The organism is Streptomyces sp. DG1A-41 (assembly GCF_037055355.1).
Lineage (GTDB): Bacteria > Actinomycetota > Actinomycetes > Streptomycetales > Streptomycetaceae > Streptomyces.
In genome coordinates this window covers 1,472,103-1,490,091 of sequence record NZ_CP146350.1, presented here as the reverse complement: position 1 = coordinate 1,490,091, position 17,989 = coordinate 1,472,103, and the positions used below count along the sequence as shown (strand labels likewise).

Below are 17,989 nucleotides of genomic sequence, written 5' to 3'. Positions count from 1 at the left end.
TACGGGGCCCCTTTTCGACCGGCTGATCAGCCTCCGAACTCCTGGAGACCCTTCAGCGCCTGGTCCAGCAGCGCCTGGCGGCCCTCGAGCTCACGCTCGAGCTTGTCGGCCTTGGCGTTGTTGCCCTGCGCCCGGGCCTGCTCGATCTGGCCCCTCAGCTTGTCCACGGCGGCCTGGAGCTGACCGGTCAGACCCTCGGCACGCGCGCGTGCCTCCGGGTTCGTCCGGCGCCACTCGGCCTCCTCCGCCTCCTGGAGGGCCCGCTCGACCGCGTGCATACGGCCCTCGACCTTGGGCCGGGCGTCACGCGGCACATGACCGATGGCCTCCCACCGCTCGTTGATCGAACGGAACGCGGCCCTGGCCGCCTTCAGGTCCGTGATCGGCAGGAGCTTCTCGGCCTCCTCGGCCAGCTCCTCCTTGAGCTTCAGGTTCTCCGCCTGCTCGGCGTCCCGCTCGGCGAAGACCGAGCTGCGCGCGGCGAAGAAGACGTCCTGGGCGCCGCGGAAGCGGTTCCACAGGTCGTCCTCGTGCTCACGCTGGGCGCGGCCGGCGGCCTTCCACTCGGCCATCAGCTCGCGGTAGCGCGCGGCCGTCGCACCCCAGTCCGTCGAGTTCGACAGCGCCTCGGCCTCGGCGACCAGCCGCTCCTTGGTCCGCCGCGCCTCCTCGCGCTGCGCGTCCAGCTGCGCGAAGTGCTGCTTGCGCCGCTTGGAGAACGCCGACCGGGCGTGCGAGAACCGGTGCCACAGCTCGTCGTCGGACTTGCGGTCCAGACGCGGCAGGCCCTTCCAGGTGTCCACCAGAGCCCGCAGCCGCTCACCGGCTGCCCGCCACTGGTCGGACTGCGCCAGCTCCTCCGCCTCGGCGACCAGCGACTCCTTGGCCTTGCGCGCCTCGTCGGACTGCTTCGCCCGCTGCGCCTTGCGCTCCTCGCGGCGCGCCTCCACCAACTCGGTGAGCTTGTCCAGCCGGACCCGCAGGGCGTCCAGGTCGCCCACCGCGTGGTGCGCGTCGACCTGTTCCCGGATGTGGTCGATGGCCGCCTGGGCGTCCTTCGCCGACAGGTCGGTGGTCTTCACTCGCTTCTCGAGGAGGCCGATCTCGACAACCAGGCCCTCGTACTTGCGCTCGAAATAGGCCAGCGCCTCCTCGGGGGAGCCTGCCTGCCAGGATCCGACGACCTGCTCGCCGTCGGCCGTACGCACGTACACGGTCCCCGTCTCGTCGACGCGGCCCCACGGGTCGCTGCTCACAGCGCCTCCTCCACATGATGCCTGCGAGGGGCCTGAAGCTCCCCCGGGCATCGTCCACAGTTTCGTCACGGCCAACATAGGCGACCGGCGGGGGGCCTGTCCGCATCCCGCGCGACCGAAATTACGCAGTTGAGGGTCAGGATTTGGTGACCGTGGCCTTGTTGATCACGACCGTCGCGTTGGGCGCCGTGTTGCCCGTCTGAGGGTCGGGGGCCTGCGCTCCGGCGTCGGCGATTTTCTTGAGGACCTTCATGCCCGCCTCGGACACCGTTCCGAACGGTGTGTAGTCGGGCGGCAGCTGACTGTCCTGGTAGACGAGGAAGAACTGGCTGCCGCCGCTGTCGCGGCCCTGCTTCGTCTGGGGGTTGTACTGGTTCGCCATCGCCACCGTGCCCGCCGGGTACACCCCGCCCTTGAGGCTCTTGTCTTTGAGGTTCTCGTCCGGGATGGTGTAGCCGGGGCCGCCCATGCCGGTGCCCTGCGGGTCGCCGCACTGGAGGACGTAGATGCCCTGGTTCGTGAGCCGGTGGCACTTGCTGTGGTCGAAGTAACCCTTGCCGGCGAGGAAGTCGAACGAGTTGACGGTGTGCGGCGCCGCCGACGCCTTCAGCGCGATGTCTATCTCGCCGCAGGTCGTTTCCAGCTTCATCGTGTACTTCGCCGACTCGTCGATCGTCATCGCCGGTTCCTTCTTCCAGGTCTCCGACTTGACCTTGCCCGCGGCGGGCTTCTCACACGGGTCCGCGGCCTTGGTGGGCGAGGCGCTCGGGGTGACCTCCGCTCCCGCGTTCTCCTTCTTGCCGTCGTCCTCGAACGGCTTGGTCAGATAGACCGACACGGAGAGCACCACGACCACGCCCAGAACCGAGGCGATCACGGAGTTGCGGATACGGGCCTTGCGCCGTGCGTCAGTGCGTCGCTGCTGCTGCCGCAAGTACTTCTCACGGGCGAGCTGACGCCGCCGCTGTTCCTGGCTGACCACCGGGTTCTCTCCTCATGCGTCTGATACGTCGACCGGTACGCGTGGGGCCTGTGCGCCGACCGCCTGCGTGTGCCCCGTACCGTATATGGGTTCGCTGAGGAATCGGCAGCGCCGGTAGGCTCTGACAGCAGCCGCAGCCGCCCGTATCGACACAACGAAGGACGATCGTGCTCATTGCCGGGTTCCCCGCCGGGGCCTGGGGGACGAACTGCTACCTCGTCGCCCCCGCCGCCGGTGAGGAGTGCGTGATCATCGACCCCGGCCATCAGGCCGCCGACGGCGTCGAGGAAGCGATCAGAAAGCATCGGCTCAAGCCAATCGCGGTCGTCCTCACCCACGGCCACATCGACCATGTGGCCTCGGTGGTACCGGTGTGCGGCACGCACGACGTGCCGGCCTGGATCCACCCCGACGACCGGTACATGATGAGCGACCCGGAGAAGGCGCTCGGCCGTTCCATCGGGATGCCGCTCATGGGCGAGCTGACCGTGGGGGAGCCCGACGACGTCAAGGAGCTGGCCGACGGTGCGAAGCTGGAGCTGGCGGGTCTGGAGCTGTCCGTGGCGCACGCGCCGGGTCATACCAAGGGGTCGGTGACCTTCGGCATGCCCGAGGCGGCGGACATCCCGCCGATCCTGTTCTCGGGCGACCTGCTGTTCGCCGGCTCCATCGGACGCACCGACCTGCCCGGCGGCGACATGGCCGAGATGCTCGACTCGCTGGCCCGCGTGTGCCTGCCGCTCGACGACTCGACCGCGGTGCTGTCCGGCCACGGCCCCCAGACCACCATCGGCCAGGAGCGCGCCACCAACCCGTATCTGCGGCAGGTGGCGGCCGGCCAGGGAGCTGCCGAGGCTCCCCGACGAGGAATGTGACGAGACCTTCCGTGAGCACCTTCAAGGCCCCCAAGGGCACGTACGACCTGATCCCACCGGACTCCGCGACGTTTCTGGCGGTCCGCGATGCGATCGCCGCACCGCTGCGCGACTCCGGCTACGGCTACATCGAGACGCCGGGGTTCGAGAACATCGAACTCTTCGCGCGCGGCGTCGGCGAGTCCACGGACATCGTGACGAAGGAGATGTACGCCTTCGAGACCAAGGGCGGCGACAAGCTGGCCCTGCGCCCGGAGGGCACGGCCTCCGTCCTGCGTGCCGCGCTGGAGGCCAACCTGCACAAGGCCGGCAACCTCCCGGTCAAGCTCTGGTACTCCGGCTCGTACTACCGCTACGAGCGCCCCCAGAAGGGCCGCTACCGCCACTTCTCCCAGGTCGGCGCCGAGGCGATCGGTGCCGAGGACCCGGCACTGGACGCCGAGCTGATCATCCTGGCCGACCAGGCGTACCGCTCGCTGGGTCTGAGCAACTTCCGGATCCTGCTCAACAGCCTGGGCGACAAGGAGTGCCGCCCGGTGTACCGGACGGCACTCCAGGACTTCCTGCGCGGCCTGGACCTGGACGAGGACACCCTGCGCCGGGCGGAGATCAACCCGCTGCGCGTCCTGGACGACAAGCGTGAGTCGGTCCAGAAGCAGCTGGGGGACGCCCCGCTGCTGCGCGACTACCTCTGCGACGCCTGCAAGGCGTACCACGAGGAGGTCCGCGAGCTGATCACGGCGGCGGGCGTCGCCTTCGAGGACGACCCGAAGCTGGTGCGCGGCCTGGACTACTACACGCGCACGACGTTCGAGTTCGTCCACGACGGCCTGGGCTCCCAGTCCGCCGTCGGCGGCGGCGGACGCTACGACGGCCTGTCCGAGATGATCGGCGGCCCCGCGCTGCCGTCCGTCGGCTGGGCCCTCGGCGTCGACCGCACGGTCCTCGCGCTGGAGGCGGAGGGTGTCGAGCTCGAACTCCCCGCCACTACCAGCGTGTTCGCCGTCCCGCTCGGCGAGGAGGCGCGCCGGGTCCTGTTCGCCAAGGTCATGGAGCTGCGCAAGAACGGCATCGCGGCCGACTTCTCCTACGGCGGCAAGGGCCTCAAGGGCGCGATGAAGAACGCCAACCGCAGCGGCGCCCGCTACACGATCGTCGCCGGCGAACGCGACCTCGCCGAGGGCGTCGTCCAGCTCAAGGACATGGAGTCGGGCGAGCAGACGGCGGTGGGCGTGAACGAGATCGTGGCGGAACTGGAAGCGCGGCTGGGCTGACTCGAGTTCGAAGGCGCCGGATACCCCCGGCGCCTTCCTCACTGCTCCAGCAGCCCGTACCGCATCGCGCTCGTCACCGCCGCCGTCCGGTCGTCCACCCCCAACTTGCCGAAGATCCGCAGCAGATACGTCTTCACCGTCGACTCCCCGATGAACAAACGACGCCCGATCTCGGCATTCGTGCAGCCCTCGGCGACCAGCCGCAACACCGCCGTCTCCCGTTCCGACAGCCGCGGCCGCTCCGGCTTCGTGCGCAACTGATCGACCAGCCGGGCCGCCACCGAGGGAGCCAACACCGTCTCGCCGCGCGCCGCCGCCCGCACCGCCTCCGCGAGTTCCGCACGCGGCAGGTCCTTCAGCAGATAACCCGCCGCCCCGGCCTCCACCGCCCGCAGGATGTCCCGGTCCGTCTCGTACGTCGTCAGCACCACCACCCGGCACGGCAGCCCGGCCCGCGTCATCCGCACGATGGAGTCGACGCCCCCGCCGCCCGGCATCCGCAGATCCATCAGCACGATGTCGGGCCGCAACTGAGCCGCCAGCGCCTCCGCCTGAGGCCCGCTGGACGCGTCGGCGACGACCTCCAGATCCGGCTCCGCACTGAGCATCGCCCGCAGCCCCTCCCGTACGACGGGATGGTCGTCGGCCAGGACGATCCGGATCACGGCGTCTCCCTCCTCACGACCGGCAGCCGGACGGTCACGACCGTGCCGTCGCCCGGGGCGCTGCGCACCTCGGCGGTTCCGCCCACTTCGGCGGCCCGGGCCCGCAACCCCGCCAGACCGTAGCCCCCCCGAACGGCATCCGGGTCAAAGCCGGGCCCATCGTCCCGTACGGACACGGTCAGCATGCCATCGGCGTACGCCAGCGACACCCCGACCGCCACCGAACTCCCCGCGTGCTTGCGGGCGTTGGCCAGCGCCTCCTGGCAGGCGCGCAGGGCGACCACCTCGGGCCGGCGGGCAGCGCACGGACCGGGCCGGTCACCTCCAGCGCCGCGTCATGGCGCGCGGCGAGCCGCCCCAGCGCGTCCGGGAGGGAGGCGCCGTCCAGGTCGGCGGGCGCGCCCCCGGCCACCAGGGCCCGGGCCTCGGCCAGGTTCTGCCGGGCCGTCTCGTCCATCAGCCGCAGATGACGCCGCGCCTCGGGCAGGTCGTGCTCCAGCTCCGCCTCGACCGCCTGGATGAGCATCACCAGACTGGTGAATCCCTGCGCGAGCGTGTCGTGGATCTCCCGGGCCAGCCGCTCCCGCTCGGCCAGCGCCCCGTGCGCCGTCGACAATCGCGCGACCTCGTGGCGGCTGGCGTCCAACTCGGTGATCAGCGCTGCCCGTTCCTGGCTCTGCTCGATGATCCGGATGACCCAGCCACCGACCGCCGCCGAGAAGACGAACGTGACCACGGCGAAAAGCACGTTGAAGAAGACGTCCTCGTCGCTCGGCCACCACAGCAGCGCCCAGCCGACCACCGGCGCGAAGTTGATGACGGCCACCGCCACCAGCGCCCACCGCATCCGCAGCGTCATGAAGCACTGCGGGACGAGTGCGAACGTCATCAGCCGCGTCTCCCCGACGAGGACCGCCGACGGAAGGAACAGCGCCAGCGCCGCCGTGAGATAGACGAGCGCCCGTCGCTCGTCGGACGGGTCCTGCCGCAGGAGCGGCCGCCCCACCCCCACGAAGAGCGGGATCAGCAGGGCGAGCAGCGCCGCCGCGACGACACGGGCCGGCCACCCGGGGCGGCCCGCGCCGAGCACGAACACCAAGGTCGCCACCCAGATGAGCGCGAAGTACGTGTCCCAGAGCCGGAACGAGCGCTCCCAGGTGTAGGCGCTGTCGGCATCCGCCGCATCGCTCACCCCTCGCGCCGGTCCTTCCAGCGGAACGTCAGCAGGCACAGCGCCAATCCTCCGACGCACCACGCGGCGAGCACCAGGGCCACCCGTCCCAACTCCCAGCTCCCGGCCTGCTCCAGCACCTGCGCCGACTCCGGCAGGAACACCCCGCGCAGCCCCTGGCACATCCACTTCAGCGGGAACAGCGCGCCGATGGTCAGCATCCAGTCCGGGATGGTGCCGATCGCGATGTACACACCGGAGATGAACTGGAGCACCAAGAAGGGCAGCACGACGACGGAGCTCGCGCTGTTCGCGGACCTCGGCACCGAGCTGATCGCGATGCCGAGCAGGGCACACGCCGTGATCCCGAGCACGAAGATCCACGCCAGGTCGAACCAGCGGCCCGCGTCGGACGGCAGGTCCACGTCGTACACGGTCGTGCCGACGAGCAGCAGGATCACCGTCTCCAGCACACCGGTGAACAGAACAAGCCAGATCTTGCCGAGGAAGTACGCCGTCGGCGGCATCGGCGTGCCACGCAGCCGGCGCAGCGCCTTCTCCTCCCGCTCCACGGCGATCGAGATGCCCAGTGCCTGGAAACTCGTCGACATGATGCCGGCGGCCATCATCGCCGGGACGTAGAGCTGCGAGGCGGTGATGCCCGCGCCGTCCACGTCGTCCCGGAAGATCGACGCGAAAAGGAACAGGAAGACGACCGGGAAGGCGAACGTGAACACCACCTGGTCGCGCTGCCGGAAGAACTGCCTGATCTCCAGGGCACCCCGCCGCAGCCCCAGCCCCCAGGCGCCGGGCAGCCCCTCGGCGCCGACCGCACCGCGGTCCCGTACGACGGTCGTGGTCATGCCCCGCTCTCCTGTCCGGTGAGCCGGAGGTAGACGTCCTCCAGCGTGGGCCGGCTCACCGCCAGTCCCGGGATCTCACCGTCGAAGCGGCGCATGAGCCCGGCGATCGTCCTGGTCGGCGTCCCGGTGCGCTCCCTGCGCGGAGTGCCGTCCCGCTCGGTCCACTCGACGAGGGACTCGGTGCCGTACCGCTCCCGCAACGCCCCGGGCTCGCCCTCGGCGACGATCCGGCCCTTCGCGACGACGGCCAGGCGGTGTGCGAGGGCCTCAGCCTCCTCCAGGTAGTGCGTGGTCAGCAGGATGGTCGTGCCCTCGTCGGCCAGGGCGCGGATCAGCGACCAGAACTGCCGCCGGGCCGCCGGATCGAACCCGGTCGTCGGCTCGTCCAGGAGCAGCAGGTCCGGGCCGCCGATCACGCCGAGCGCCACGTCAAGACGCCGGCGCTGGCCACCCGACAGCGCCTTGATCCGGCTGTCCGCCTTCGCCTCCAGGCCGACCAGGCCGATGACTTCCTCCGGGTCGCGCGGCCGCGGGTAGTCGCCGGCGAAGTGCCGCACCGTCTCCCGGACCGTCAACTCCGCCGGCGCCGATTCGTCCTGCCAGACGATTCCCACGCGCGAGCGCCACGCGCGCGTGGCGCTCGCCGGGTCCGACCCGAGCACCGACACCTCGCCCGCGTCCCGGTCCCGGTTGCCCTGGAGAATCTCCACCGTGGTGCTCTTGCCCGCGCCGTTGGGCCCGAGCAGGCCGAACACCTCGCCCCGCCGGATGCCCAGATCGATGCCGTCGACGGCGGTCACGCCCCCGTACCTCTTGCGCAGCCCCCGCACCTGAACGGCGAGGTCGTACTCGTGTGCTGTCATGCGACGAGCGTCGGCCGGAACGGCACCCTCAGGGACGACCGTGCGGACGTCCTTATGTCCACTGAACGGTGGACGGACGTACCTGTGCGGCACAATGGCCCTGTCCGAAGGTGTCCAGGTCTCAAGTGACGGAATCGGCGTGATGAGCAAGACGACAGTCAAGGACGTCTCCACGGAGCCCGAGCCGGAGCGCGCCCAGATCGCGCCCCGCGCCGAGGGCGGCAGCCGGGCCCTCGCCCTGCTGCTGGTGATCACCGGCGCGGCCGGACTGCTCGCCGCGTGGGTCATCACGATCGACAAGTTCAAGATCCTCGAGGCCAAGGTCGAGGGCAAGACGTTCACCCCAGGGTGCAGCTTCAACCCCGTCGTCTCCTGCGGCAGCGTCATGGAGAGCAAGCAGGCGGCCGTCTTCGGTTTCCCGAACCCGATGCTCGGCCTCGTCGCCTACGGCATCGTCATCGGCGTCGGCATGAGCCTGCTCGCCCGCGCCCGCTTCCCGCGCTGGTACTGGCTCACCTTCAACGCCGGCTGCCTGTTCGGCGTGAGCTTCTGCGCCTGGCTGATGTTCCAGTCCCTGTACCGGATCAACGCGCTGTGCCTGTGGTGCTGCCTGGCCTGGGTCGCGACGATCCTCATGTTCTGGTACGTGACGTCGTTCAACATCCGCAAGGGCTTCCTGCCCGCCCCGGGCTGGCTCAAGGGCTTCTTCGGCGAGTTCACCTGGGTCATGCCCGTGCTGCACATCGGCATCATCGGCATGCTGATCCTGACCCGCTGGTGGAACTTCTGGATCAGCTGAGCCGGGGGCACCAGGGCCCGGAGGGATTGTCAGTGCCGTGATTTAGGGTTTCTGACGTGGAGCCCGACCTGTTCACCGCCGCAGCAGAAGAACGCCAGGAGAAGGAGCCGTCCAGCAGCCCCCTGGCGGTGCGGATGCGCCCGCGCACCCTCGACGAGGTCGTGGGCCAGCGGCATCTGCTGAAGCCGGGCTCGCCCCTGCGCAGACTGGTCGGCGAGGGCGCCTCCGGCCCGGCCGGCCCCTCCTCGGTGATCCTCTGGGGCCCGCCCGGCACGGGCAAGACCACCCTGGCGTACGTCGTCTCCAAGGCCACCAACGCCCGCTTCGTCGAACTGTCGGCGATCACCGCGGGTGTCAAGGAGGTCCGCTCGGTCATCGACGGCGCCCGTCGCGCCTCCGGCGGGTACGGCAAGGAGACCGTCCTCTTCCTCGACGAGATCCACCGCTTCAGCAAGGCCCAGCAGGACTCCCTGCTCCCGGCCGTCGAGAACCGCTGGGTGACACTGATCGCTGCGACGACGGAGAACCCCTACTTCTCGGTGATCTCGCCCCTGCTGTCCCGCTCCCTCCTCCTCACCCTCGAACCGCTCACGGACGACGACATCAAGGGCCTCGTCCAGCGAGCCCTGACCGACGAGCGCGGCCTCAAAGGCGCCGTCACCCTCCCCGAGGAGACCGAGAGCCACCTCCTGCGCATCGCCGGCGGCGACGCCCGCCGCGCCCTGACGGCCCTGGAGGCGGCCGCCGGAGCCGCCCTGGACAAGGGCGAGACGGAGATCGGCCTGACCACCCTGGAGGAGACGGTCGACCGGGCCGCCGTGAAGTACGACCGTGACGGCGACCAGCACTACGACGTGGCCAGCGCCCTGATCAAGTCCATCCGCGGCTCCGACGTCGACGCCGCCCTGCACTACCTGGCCCGGATGATCGAGGCCGGCGAGGACCCCCGCTTCATCGCCCGCCGTCTGATGATCTCCGCCAGCGAGGACATCGGCCTCGCCGACCCGAACGCGTTGCCGATCGCGGTCGCCGCCGCCCAGGCCGTCGCCATGATCGGCTTCCCGGAGGCCGCCCTCACCCTCAGCCACGCCACCATCGCCCTCGCCCTGGCCCCCAAGTCCAACGCCGCGACCACCGCGATCGGCGCCGCCCTGGAGGACGTCCGCAAGGGACTGGCCGGGCCCGTGCCCGCGCACCTTCGCGACAGTCACTACAAGGGCGCCACCAAGCTCGGCCACGGCCAGGGCTACGTCTACCCGCACGACCTGCCCGAGGGAATCGCCGCCCAGCAGTACGCCCCGGACGCCCTCAAGGACCGCGAGTACTACGAGCCGACCCGGCACGGCGCGGAGGCCCGCTACGCGGACGCGGTCGAGTGGACCCGGAAGAACCTCGGTCGAAAGCGGTCCTGAGCACCCTGTAAACTTGGCCGGAGTGCCGCGTCCCGTGCAGTCAGAACAGGACAGTCGGCCGGAGTCAGTCAGGGGCCCAGTCCCCGGACCGGCACCAGGAGCGTCGCGCACCGTCGAACGGTGTCGCGGGCAGCCCACCACCACTCGTCGCAGGACGGGACCGGTCGGTGGGCCACTCGCGTGCTGCACGTATGTGCCCAGACCAGGGGAGCGGCTGCCCGCCCCGTCCTCCAGGGGACGAGGAGGGTTTCCCCGGCTGCGGATGCGACCTCCCACAACCCTGACAAGCCGACACTAGGAAACGAGAAACAGTGGCGAACCAGTCCCGCCCCAAGGTCAAGAAGTCGCGTGCCCTCGGCATCGCGCTCACCCCGAAGGCCGTCAAGTACTTCGAGGCCCGCCCCTACCCGCCGGGTGAGCACGGCCGCGGCCGCAAGCAGAACTCGGACTACAAGGTCCGTCTGCTCGAGAAGCAGCGCCTGCGCGCGCAGTACGACGTGTCCGAGCGCCAGCTCGTCCGCGCCTACGAGCGTGCCTCCAAGGTCCAGGGCAAGACCGGCGAGGCCCTGATCATCGAGCTGGAGCGCCGTCTCGACGCCCTGGTCCTGCGTTCGGGCATCGCCCGCACGATCTACCAGGCCCGCCAGATGGTCACGCACGGCCACATCGCGGTCAACGGCAAGAAGGTCGACAAGCCCTCCTTCCGGGTTCGCCCGGACGACGTCGTGCAGGTCCGCGAGCGCTCCAAGGAGAAGACCCTCTTCACGATCGCCCGTGAGGGTGGCTTCGCCCCCGACGGCGAGACCCCGCGCTACCTCCAGGTGAACCTCAAGGCCCTGGCGTTCCGCCTGGACCGTGAGCCGAACCGCAAGGAGATCCCGGTGATCTGCGACGAGCAGCTCGTCGTCGAGTACTACGCCCGCTGATCCTCGGCAGGCACGCGGTACCCCAGCCCGTCGTCTCCCCGCCCCTTTGGGCGGGCGAGGCGGCGGGCTTTCGCGAATGCGCCGTCCCCGGCGGGTAATCCGGTACGGAGCCGCACCCCCGGCGCGATAGGCTCGTCGCACGACTTTTTCGATGTTCAGGCACGTTTTCAGGGAGCGGGTGCAACAGTGTCCGGTGGAGAGGTGGCCGGAATCCTGGTGGCTGTCTTCTGGGCGATCCTGGTCTCCTTCCTCGCCGTCGCGCTGGCGAGGCTGGCCCAGACACTCAGGGCGACCACCAAGCTCGTGGCGGAAGTGACCGATCAGGCCGTCCCGCTGCTGGCCGACGCCTCCGCGGCGGTGCGCTCCGCGCAGACCCAGATCGACCGGGTCGACTCGATCGCCTCCGACGTCCAGGAGGTCACGTCGAACGCCTCCGCGCTGTCGACCACCGTCGCCTCCACCTTCGGCGGCCCTCTGGTCAAGGTCGCCGCCTTCGGCTACGGCGTGCGCCGGGCCCTCGGCGGCCGCAAGGAGGACGTGCCCGGCAAGGCGTCGAGGCGTACCGTGATCGTGGGCCGCACGGTCTCTCGGCGCAGCGCCCGAGGGAAGAGGGACTGAGAGCCAGCGATGTTCCGCCGTACGTTCTGGTTCACCACCGGCGTCGCCGCCGGAGTGTGGGCCACCACCAAGGTCAACCGGAAGCTGAAGCAGCTGACGCCCGAGAGCCTCGCCAGAACCGCGGGGAACAAGGCGATCAAGGCCGGCCACCGGCTGAAGGACCGCGCGGTCGACTTCGCGCTCGACGTCCGCGACAACATGGCCCAGCGGGAGGCCGAACTGGGCGACGCGCTCGGGCTCAACGCCCCCGTCGACCCCGAACTCCCGGCACCCAGGCGGCATGCCGCCATCGAGAACCGCACAGAGCCGAAGACGTACGTCATCGACAGCACGTCGTACACGTACAAGAAGAATTCGTACAACCGGAATGAGGACCACTGATGGAGTCGGCTGAGATTCGCCGCCGCTGGTTGAGCTTCTTCGAGGAGCGCGGTCACACCGTCGTCCCTTCGGCGTCGCTCATCGCGGACGACCCGACTCTGCTCCTCGTCCCGGCCGGCATGGTGCCCTTCAAGCCCTACTTCCTGGGCGAGGTCAAGCCGCCCTTCAGCCGCGCCACGAGCGTGCAGAAGTGCGTCCGCACGCCCGACATCGAAGAGGTCGGCAAGACCACGCGGCACGGCACGTTCTTCCAGATGTGCGGCAACTTCTCCTTCGGCGACTACTTCAAGGAAGGCGCCATCGAGCTCGCCTGGGAGCTGCTCACCAACCCCCAGGACAAGGGCGGTTACGGCCTGGAGCCGGAGAAGCTGTGGATCACCGTCTACCAGGAGGACGACGAGGCCGAGCGCATCTGGCGTGACGTCGTCGGCGTCCCGGCCGAGCGCATCCAGCGGCTGGGCAAGAAGGACAACTACTGGGACATGGGCGTCCCCGGCCCCTGCGGTCCCTGCTCTGAGATCAACTACGACCGGGGCCCGGAGTTCGGCGAGGAGGGCGGCCCGGCCGTCAACGACGAGCGCTACGTGGAGATCTGGAACCTGGTCTTCATGCAGTACGAGCGCGGCGAAGGCCCGGGCAAGGACTACCCGATCCTCGGCGAGCTGCCCTCGAAGAACATCGACACCGGCCTCGGCCTGGAACGACTCGCCATGATTCTTCAGGGCGTGCGGAACATGTACGAGATCGACACTTCGATGGCCGTCATCAGGAAGGCCACCGAGCTGACCGGCGTGGAATACGGCGCCGCCGACTCCTCGGACGTGTCCCTGCGCGTGGTCACCGACCACATGCGCACCGCCACCATGCTCATCGGCGACGGCGTCACCCCGGGCAACGAGGGCCGCGGGTACGTGCTGCGCCGCATCATGCGCCGCGCCATCCGCAACATGCGCCTGCTCGGCGCCACCGGCCCGGTCGTCAGGGACCTGATCGACGTCGTCATCGGCATGATGGGCCAGCAGTACCCCGAGCTCATCACCGACCGCGAGCGGATCGAGAAGGTCGCCCTCGCCGAGGAGAACGCCTTCCTCAAGACACTGAAGGCCGGCACCAACATCCTCGACACCGCCGTCAGCGACACCAAGGCCGCCGGTTCCACCGTGCTGCCCGGCGACAAGGCCTTCCTGCTCCACGACACCTGGGGCTTCCCGATCGACCTCACCCTGGAGATGGCCGCCGAGCAGGGCCTCTCCGTGGACGAGGAGGGCTTCCGCCGCCTGATGAAGGAGCAGCGGGAGCGCGCCAAGGCCGACGCCCAGGCCAAGAAGACCGGCCACGCCGACCTCGGCGCCTACCGCGAGATCGCCGACCGGGCCGGTGCCACCGACTTCATCGGTTACACCGACACCGAGGGCGAGTCCACGGTCGTCGGCATCCTGGTCGACGGCGTCTCCTCCCCGGCCGCCACCGAGGGCGACGAGGTCGAGATCGTCCTCGACCGCACCCCGTTCTACGCCGAGGGCGGCGGCCAGATCGGCGACACCGGCAAGATCAAGATCGACTCCGGTGCCGTCATCGAGGTCCGCGACTGCCAGAAGCCGGTCCCGGGGGTCTACGTCCACAAGGGCGTCGTCCAGGTCGGCGAGGTCACCGTCGGCGCCAAGGCCCACGCCGCCATCGACGACCGCCGCCGCAAGGCCATCGCCCGTGCCCACTCGGCCACGCACCTGACCCACCAGGCCCTGCGCGACGCCCTCGGCCCGACGGCCGCCCAGGCCGGTTCCGAGAACCAGCCCGGCCGCTTCCGCTTCGACTTCGGCTCCCCGTCCGCCGTACCGCAGACGGTCATGCTCGATGTCGAGCAGAAGATCAACGAGGTGCTCGCCCGAGACCTGGACGTCCGCGCCGACGTCATGGGCATCGACGAGGCCAAGAAGCAGGGCGCCATCGCCGAGTTCGGCGAGAAGTACGGCGAGCGCGTGCGCGTGGTCACCATCGGCGACTTCTCCAAGGAGCTGTGCGGCGGCACGCACGTGCACAACACCGCCCAGCTGGGCCTGGTGAAGCTGCTCGGCGAGTCGTCCATCGGCTCCGGTGTCCGCCGTATCGAGGCTCTGGTCGGTGTCGACGCCTACAACTTCCTCGCCCGTGAGCACACGGTCGTCGCCCAGCTCCAGGAGCTGATCAAGGGCCGTCCGGAGGAGCTCCCGGAGAAGGTCTCCGCCATGCTCGGCAAGCTGAAGGACGCCGAGAAGGAGATCGAGAAGTTCCGCGCCGAGAAGGTTCTCCAGGCCGCCGCCGGTCTCGCCGAGTCCGCCAAGGACGTCCGTGGCGTTGCTCTCGTGACCGGTCAGGTGCCGGACGGTACGACCGCCGACGACCTGCGCAAGCTGGTGCTCGACGTGCGTGGACGCATCCAGGGCGGACGGGCCGCCGTGGTCGCCCTGTTCACGGTGGCGAACGGCAAGCCGCTGACGGTCATCGCCACCAACGAGCCCGCCCGCGAGCGCGGCCTGAAGGCCGGCGACCTGGTCCGTACGGCCGCCAAGACCCTCGGCGGCGGCGGTGGCGGCAAGCCGGACGTCGCCCAGGGCGGCGGCCAGAACCCGGCCGCGATCGGCGAGGCCGTGGACGCCGTCGAGCGCCTGGTCGCCGAGACGGCCAAGTAAGAAACGGGTCTGGAAGATGCGCAGAGGACGTCGACTCGCGATCGACGTCGGGGACGCCCGCATCGGGGTCGCCTCGTGCGACCCCGACGGCATCCTCGCCACCCCGGTGGAGACGGTCCCGGGGCGTGACATCCCCGCAGCTCAGCGGCGGTTGAAGCAGCTCGTCGAGGAGTACGAGCCCCTCGAAGTCGTCGCCGGTCTCCCGCGCTCCCTCAAGGGCGGCGAGGGCCCGGCCGCGGTCAAGGTGCGGGGCTTCGTCCAGGAACTGGCGCGCATGATCTTCCCGGTTCCGGTGAGACTCGTGGACGAACGCATGACGACGGTGACGGCCAGTCAGGGACTGCGCGCCTCGGGCGTGAAGTCCAAGAAGGGAAGGTCCGTCATCGACCAGGCTGCGGCGGTGGTCATCCTGCAACAGGCGCTGGAATCCGAACGGGTGTCAGGTAAAGCACCCGGCGAAGGCGTCGAAGTGGTCATCTGATCGCGATACGGTAACGTTCCGCGCGATGCGGCGGCATTTCGAACAGCCACCGCACAGCAAGAGGCGGGACGGGAGCCGAGCCGGAAGCCGCGTGACCGCCGCCTCGCGGCTCTAGGGGATCGATGACTGAGTATGGCCGGGGCCAAGGCTCCGAACCGTGGCATCCGGAGGACCCGTTGTACGGGGACGGCGGATGGGGAGGAGAGCAGGCCCAGCAGGGTCAGCAGTCCCCCTACGGCGGCCAGCCGCAGCACTATCCAGAGCAGCCGCAGCAGCCGCAGTACGGCGACTGGGGCACCGGTGAGCAGGCCGGATACGGTCAGGCGCAGCAGCAGTACCCGTACGACCAGCAGCAGTACGCGGCACAGGCCCATGGGCACCAGCAGTACCCGGGGCAGGGGGACCAGGGGCCCCAGCAGGACCAGGGGTACCACCAGCAGCAGTACGACAACGGCGGCTGGGCCACCGGCCCGCACCAGCAGGTTTCGTACCCCGGCGACCCCGCCGACCCGTACGGTCAGCAAACCGGTGCATACGGCCAGGGGCAGTCCGACTACTACGGCACACCCGACGCGTATCCGCCGCCGGAGCCGCCCGGCCGCAGGCGGGCCGAGCCGGAACCGGAGACCGACTGGGATCCCGGCCCCGACCAGGGCGAACACGCCTTCTTCGCGGGTGGTGACGACGATGACGACGAGGAGCCGCGGGGCCGTCGCGGGCGCGACGACCAGCGGGGACGCGGCGGCAAGCCCAAGAAGCGCCGCAGCGGAATGGCCTGCCTGGTGGTGGTCCTGGTCCTCGGTGGCGGCCTGGCAGGCGTCAGCTACTTCGGCTACCAGTTCTTCCAGGATCGTTTCGGCGACGCGCCGGACTACGCGGGTGACGGCAACGGGCAGGAGGTGTCCGTCGAGATCCCCGAGGGAGCGCTCGGCTACAAGATCGGCCAAGTGCTGAAGGACGCGGGGGTCGTCAAGAGCGTCGACGCGTTCGTCGCTGCCCAGGAGAGCAATCCGCAGGGCAAGACCATCCAGGACGGCGTCTACACGCTGCAAAAGCAAATGTCGGCCGACAGTGCGGTCGAACTGATGCTCAGTCCGAAGAGCCGCGACAACCTGATCATCGCCGAGGGCAAGCGCAACGCCGACATCTACCGGCTCATCGACAAGCGGCTCGAGGTCAAGGACGGCACCACCGCCGAGGTCGCCAAGAAGGACTGGAAGAAGCTCGGCCTGCCCGACTGGGCGCTCGGCCACGAGAACGTCAAGGACCCGCTGGAAGGGTTCCTCTACCCCTCCAGCTACGGCATCGCCAAGGGCGAGAAGCCCGAGGACGTGCTGAAAGACATGGTGACCCGGGCCACGCAGACGTACGAGAAGCTCGGCGTGGAGAAGAAGGCCCGCAGCCTCGGACTCGAAGACCCCTGGCAGCTGATCACCGTCGCGAGCCTGGCCCAGGCCGAGGGTACGAGCCACGACGACTTCCGCAAGATGGCCGAGGTCGTCTACAACCGCATGAAGCCGGGGAACCCGCAGACCAACGGCATGCTGGAGTTCGACTCCACCTACAACTACATCAAGAACCAGAGCAAGATCGATCTGAGTCTGAGCGAGCTGCGGAACTACGACAACCCGTACAACACGTACTTCCACAAGGGTTTGCCGCCCGGACCGATCGACAACCCGGGCGAGGAGGCGCTCGAGGGTGCCCTCAACCCGACGAAGGACGGCTGGTACTACTTCATCTCGCTGGACGGAAAGACCAGCGAGTTCACCAAGACCAACGCAGAGCACCAGAAGCTCGTCGACAAGTTCAACGCCTCGCGGAACAACTGATCGCGGAACGACTGAGGAAGACCTGATGGTTGCACCACGCCGAGCCGCCGTTCTCGGCTCCCCGATCGCTCACTCCCTGTCGCCGCGGCTGCACAACGCGGCGTACCGGGCGCTGGGACTGGCCGACTGGTCGTACGACCGGTTCGAGATCGACGAGGACGCGCTGCCCGGGTTCCTCGAGGGGCTCGGCCCGGAGTGGGCCGGACTGTCGCTGACCATGCCGCTGAAGCGGGCGGTGATCCCGCTGCTCGACGAGATCACCGACACGGCCGCCTCGGTGGAGGCGGTCAATACCGTGGTGTTCCGGCCGGACGGACGCCGGGTCGGCGACAACACCGACATCCCCGGGCTGGTGGCGGCGCTGCACGAGCGGGGTGTGGAGAAGACGGAGAGCGCGGCGATCCTGGGCGCCGGGGCCACCGCGTCCTCGGCTCTCGCGGCGCTGGCCCGGATCTGCACGGGCGAGGTCGCCGTGTATGTGCGCAGCGAACGGCGCGCGGCGCAGATGCGCCAGTGGGGCGAGCGGCTCGGCGTCCGGGTCCGGCCCGCCGACTGGGCCGACGCCGCCCGCGCCTTCGAGGCGCCCCTCGTCATTTCCACGACCCCCGCAGGGGGCACCGACGCGTTGGCCGAGCAGGTGCCCGAACGCGTGGGCACCCTGTTCGACGTGCTCTACGAGCCCTGGCCCACGCCCCTCGCCGCGGCCTGGGAGGAGCGGGGCGGACAGGTGCTGAGCGGCCTCGACCTGCTGGTTCACCAGGCGGTGTTCCAGTTCCGGCAGTTCACCGGCGACCCGCGGTCGCCGCTCACCGCGATGCGGGAGGCCGCTCGGCGGGACTGACGCGGCCGGTCTCCACCGGGCCCGCCGCTCACGGCTGTCCGCCAGCCGGACTCGGATCGGAGTCGTCCCCGTGGCATGGGA

Annotated in this window: 16 protein-coding genes and 1 pseudogene; 11 read left to right on the top strand and 6 right to left on the bottom strand. The window is 69.7% G+C overall.

Annotated features, from left to right (window positions below):
• Positions 1 to 26: 26 nt before the first annotated feature.
• Together V8690_RS07010 and V8690_RS07005 are read right to left on the bottom strand one after the other, a co-directional pair.
• Positions 27 to 1,256, bottom strand: coding sequence for a DUF349 domain-containing protein (locus tag V8690_RS07010; RefSeq protein ID WP_338776535.1), 1,230 nt, complete (start codon positions 1,254 to 1,256; stop codon positions 27 to 29).
• 136 nt (positions 1,257 to 1,392) lie between these two features.
• Positions 1,393 to 2,238, bottom strand: a complete 846-nt coding sequence (locus tag V8690_RS07005) for a peptidylprolyl isomerase (RefSeq protein ID WP_338776532.1) — start codon at positions 2,236 to 2,238, stop codon at positions 1,393 to 1,395.
• 167 nt (positions 2,239 to 2,405) lie between these two features.
• Between V8690_RS07005 and V8690_RS07000 the strand changes: the two genes are divergently transcribed.
• Both V8690_RS07000 and hisS read left to right on the top strand, forming a co-directional pair.
• Positions 2,406 to 3,113: an MBL fold metallo-hydrolase gene (locus tag V8690_RS07000; RefSeq protein ID WP_338776530.1), complete on the top strand. Its 708-nt coding sequence runs from the start codon at positions 2,406 to 2,408 to the stop codon at positions 3,111 to 3,113.
• Positions 3,114 to 3,124: 11 nt separating this feature from the next.
• The gene (gene hisS, locus V8690_RS06995; protein ID WP_338776527.1) at positions 3,125 to 4,387 is read left to right on the top strand and encodes a histidine--tRNA ligase; all 1,263 of its coding nucleotides are present in this window, start codon (positions 3,125 to 3,127) and stop codon (positions 4,385 to 4,387) included.
• A gap of 38 nt (positions 4,388 to 4,425) precedes the next feature.
• Here the strand turns inward: hisS and V8690_RS06990 are convergent, their stop codons facing one another.
• From V8690_RS06990 to V8690_RS06975, 4 genes and pseudogenes are all read right to left on the bottom strand, one after another.
• Entirely contained in the window at positions 4,426 to 5,052 is a 627-nt protein-coding gene (locus V8690_RS06990; protein ID WP_338776525.1) for a response regulator transcription factor, read from the bottom strand.
• Positions 5,049 to 6,265: pseudogene (locus tag V8690_RS06985) on the bottom strand (sensor histidine kinase). Before V8690_RS06985 ends, V8690_RS06990 begins: the two are co-directional and overlap by 4 nt.
• The gene (locus V8690_RS06980) at positions 6,241 to 7,086 is read right to left on the bottom strand and encodes an ABC transporter permease (RefSeq protein ID WP_338776523.1); all 846 of its coding nucleotides are present in this window, start codon (positions 7,084 to 7,086) and stop codon (positions 6,241 to 6,243) included. The pseudogene V8690_RS06985 and the gene V8690_RS06980 overlap by 25 nt, the downstream one beginning before the upstream one ends.
• The gene (locus V8690_RS06975) at positions 7,083 to 7,949 is read right to left on the bottom strand and encodes an ABC transporter ATP-binding protein (RefSeq protein ID WP_338776521.1); all 867 of its coding nucleotides are present in this window, start codon (positions 7,947 to 7,949) and stop codon (positions 7,083 to 7,085) included. The genes V8690_RS06980 and V8690_RS06975 overlap by 4 nt, the downstream gene beginning before the upstream one ends.
• Positions 7,950 to 8,091: 142 nt before the next feature.
• On the opposite strand from V8690_RS06975, the gene V8690_RS06970 reads away from it, so the two are divergent.
• The 9 genes from V8690_RS06970 (at position 8,092) to V8690_RS06930 (ending at position 17,908) form a co-directional block, all read left to right on the top strand.
• Positions 8,092 to 8,748, top strand: a complete 657-nt coding sequence (locus V8690_RS06970) for a vitamin K epoxide reductase family protein (protein ID WP_338776519.1) — start codon at positions 8,092 to 8,094, stop codon at positions 8,746 to 8,748.
• A gap of 56 nt (positions 8,749 to 8,804) precedes the next feature.
• On the top strand, positions 8,805 to 10,160 hold the full coding sequence (locus tag V8690_RS06965; protein ID WP_338776518.1) for a replication-associated recombination protein A: 1,356 nt from the start codon (positions 8,805 to 8,807) through the stop codon (positions 10,158 to 10,160).
• Positions 10,161 to 10,471: 311 nt separating this feature from the next.
• Entirely contained in the window at positions 10,472 to 11,086 is a 615-nt protein-coding gene (gene rpsD, locus V8690_RS06960; RefSeq protein ID WP_031116607.1) for a 30S ribosomal protein S4, read from the top strand.
• Positions 11,087 to 11,272: 186 nt separating this feature from the next.
• Positions 11,273 to 11,704, top strand: coding sequence for a DUF948 domain-containing protein (locus V8690_RS06955; protein WP_059420356.1), 432 nt, complete (start codon positions 11,273 to 11,275; stop codon positions 11,702 to 11,704).
• 9 nt (positions 11,705 to 11,713) lie between these two features.
• Positions 11,714 to 12,085 (top strand): hypothetical protein, encoded by a 372-nt coding sequence (locus V8690_RS06950; RefSeq protein ID WP_338776511.1) that lies wholly within the window; start codon positions 11,714 to 11,716, stop codon positions 12,083 to 12,085.
• Positions 12,085 to 14,754: an alanine--tRNA ligase gene (gene alaS / locus V8690_RS06945; protein WP_338776509.1), complete on the top strand. Its 2,670-nt coding sequence runs from the start codon at positions 12,085 to 12,087 to the stop codon at positions 14,752 to 14,754. Before V8690_RS06950 ends, alaS begins: the two co-directional genes overlap by 1 nt.
• 16 nt (positions 14,755 to 14,770) lie before the next feature.
• Entirely contained in the window at positions 14,771 to 15,235 is a 465-nt protein-coding gene (gene ruvX / locus V8690_RS06940) for a Holliday junction resolvase RuvX (protein WP_338776507.1), read from the top strand.
• Between the two features lie 122 nt (positions 15,236 to 15,357).
• Positions 15,358 to 17,067, top strand: coding sequence for an endolytic transglycosylase MltG (gene mltG / locus V8690_RS06935; RefSeq protein ID WP_338776505.1), 1,710 nt, complete (start codon positions 15,358 to 15,360; stop codon positions 17,065 to 17,067).
• A gap of 25 nt (positions 17,068 to 17,092) precedes the next feature.
• Entirely contained in the window at positions 17,093 to 17,908 is an 816-nt protein-coding gene (locus tag V8690_RS06930) for a shikimate dehydrogenase (RefSeq protein WP_338776503.1), read from the top strand.
• Positions 17,909 to 17,989: the final 81 nt, after the last annotated feature.

Excerpts from the sequence above, each read along its gene's own strand:
- alaS (WP_338776509.1), top strand. The coding sequence starts at position 12,085 with ATGGAGTCGGCTGAGATTCGCCGCCGCTGGTTGAGCTTCTTCGAGGAG.
- V8690_RS06970 (WP_338776519.1), top strand. The coding sequence starts at position 8,092 with ATGAGCAAGACGACAGTCAAGGACGTCTCCACGGAGCCCGAGCCGGAG.
- V8690_RS06930 (WP_338776503.1), top strand. The coding sequence starts at position 17,093 with ATGGTTGCACCACGCCGAGCCGCCGTTCTCGGCTCCCCGATCGCTCAC.
- V8690_RS06980 (WP_338776523.1), bottom strand. The coding sequence starts at position 7,086 with ATGACCACGACCGTCGTACGGGACCGCGGTGCGGTCGGCGCCGAGGGG.
- V8690_RS06975 (WP_338776521.1), bottom strand. The coding sequence starts at position 7,949 with ATGACAGCACACGAGTACGACCTCGCCGTTCAGGTGCGGGGGCTGCGC.
- ruvX (WP_338776507.1), top strand. The coding sequence starts at position 14,771 with ATGCGCAGAGGACGTCGACTCGCGATCGACGTCGGGGACGCCCGCATC.
- V8690_RS06950 (WP_338776511.1), top strand. The coding sequence starts at position 11,714 with ATGTTCCGCCGTACGTTCTGGTTCACCACCGGCGTCGCCGCCGGAGTG.
- mltG (WP_338776505.1), top strand. The coding sequence starts at position 15,358 with ATGACTGAGTATGGCCGGGGCCAAGGCTCCGAACCGTGGCATCCGGAG.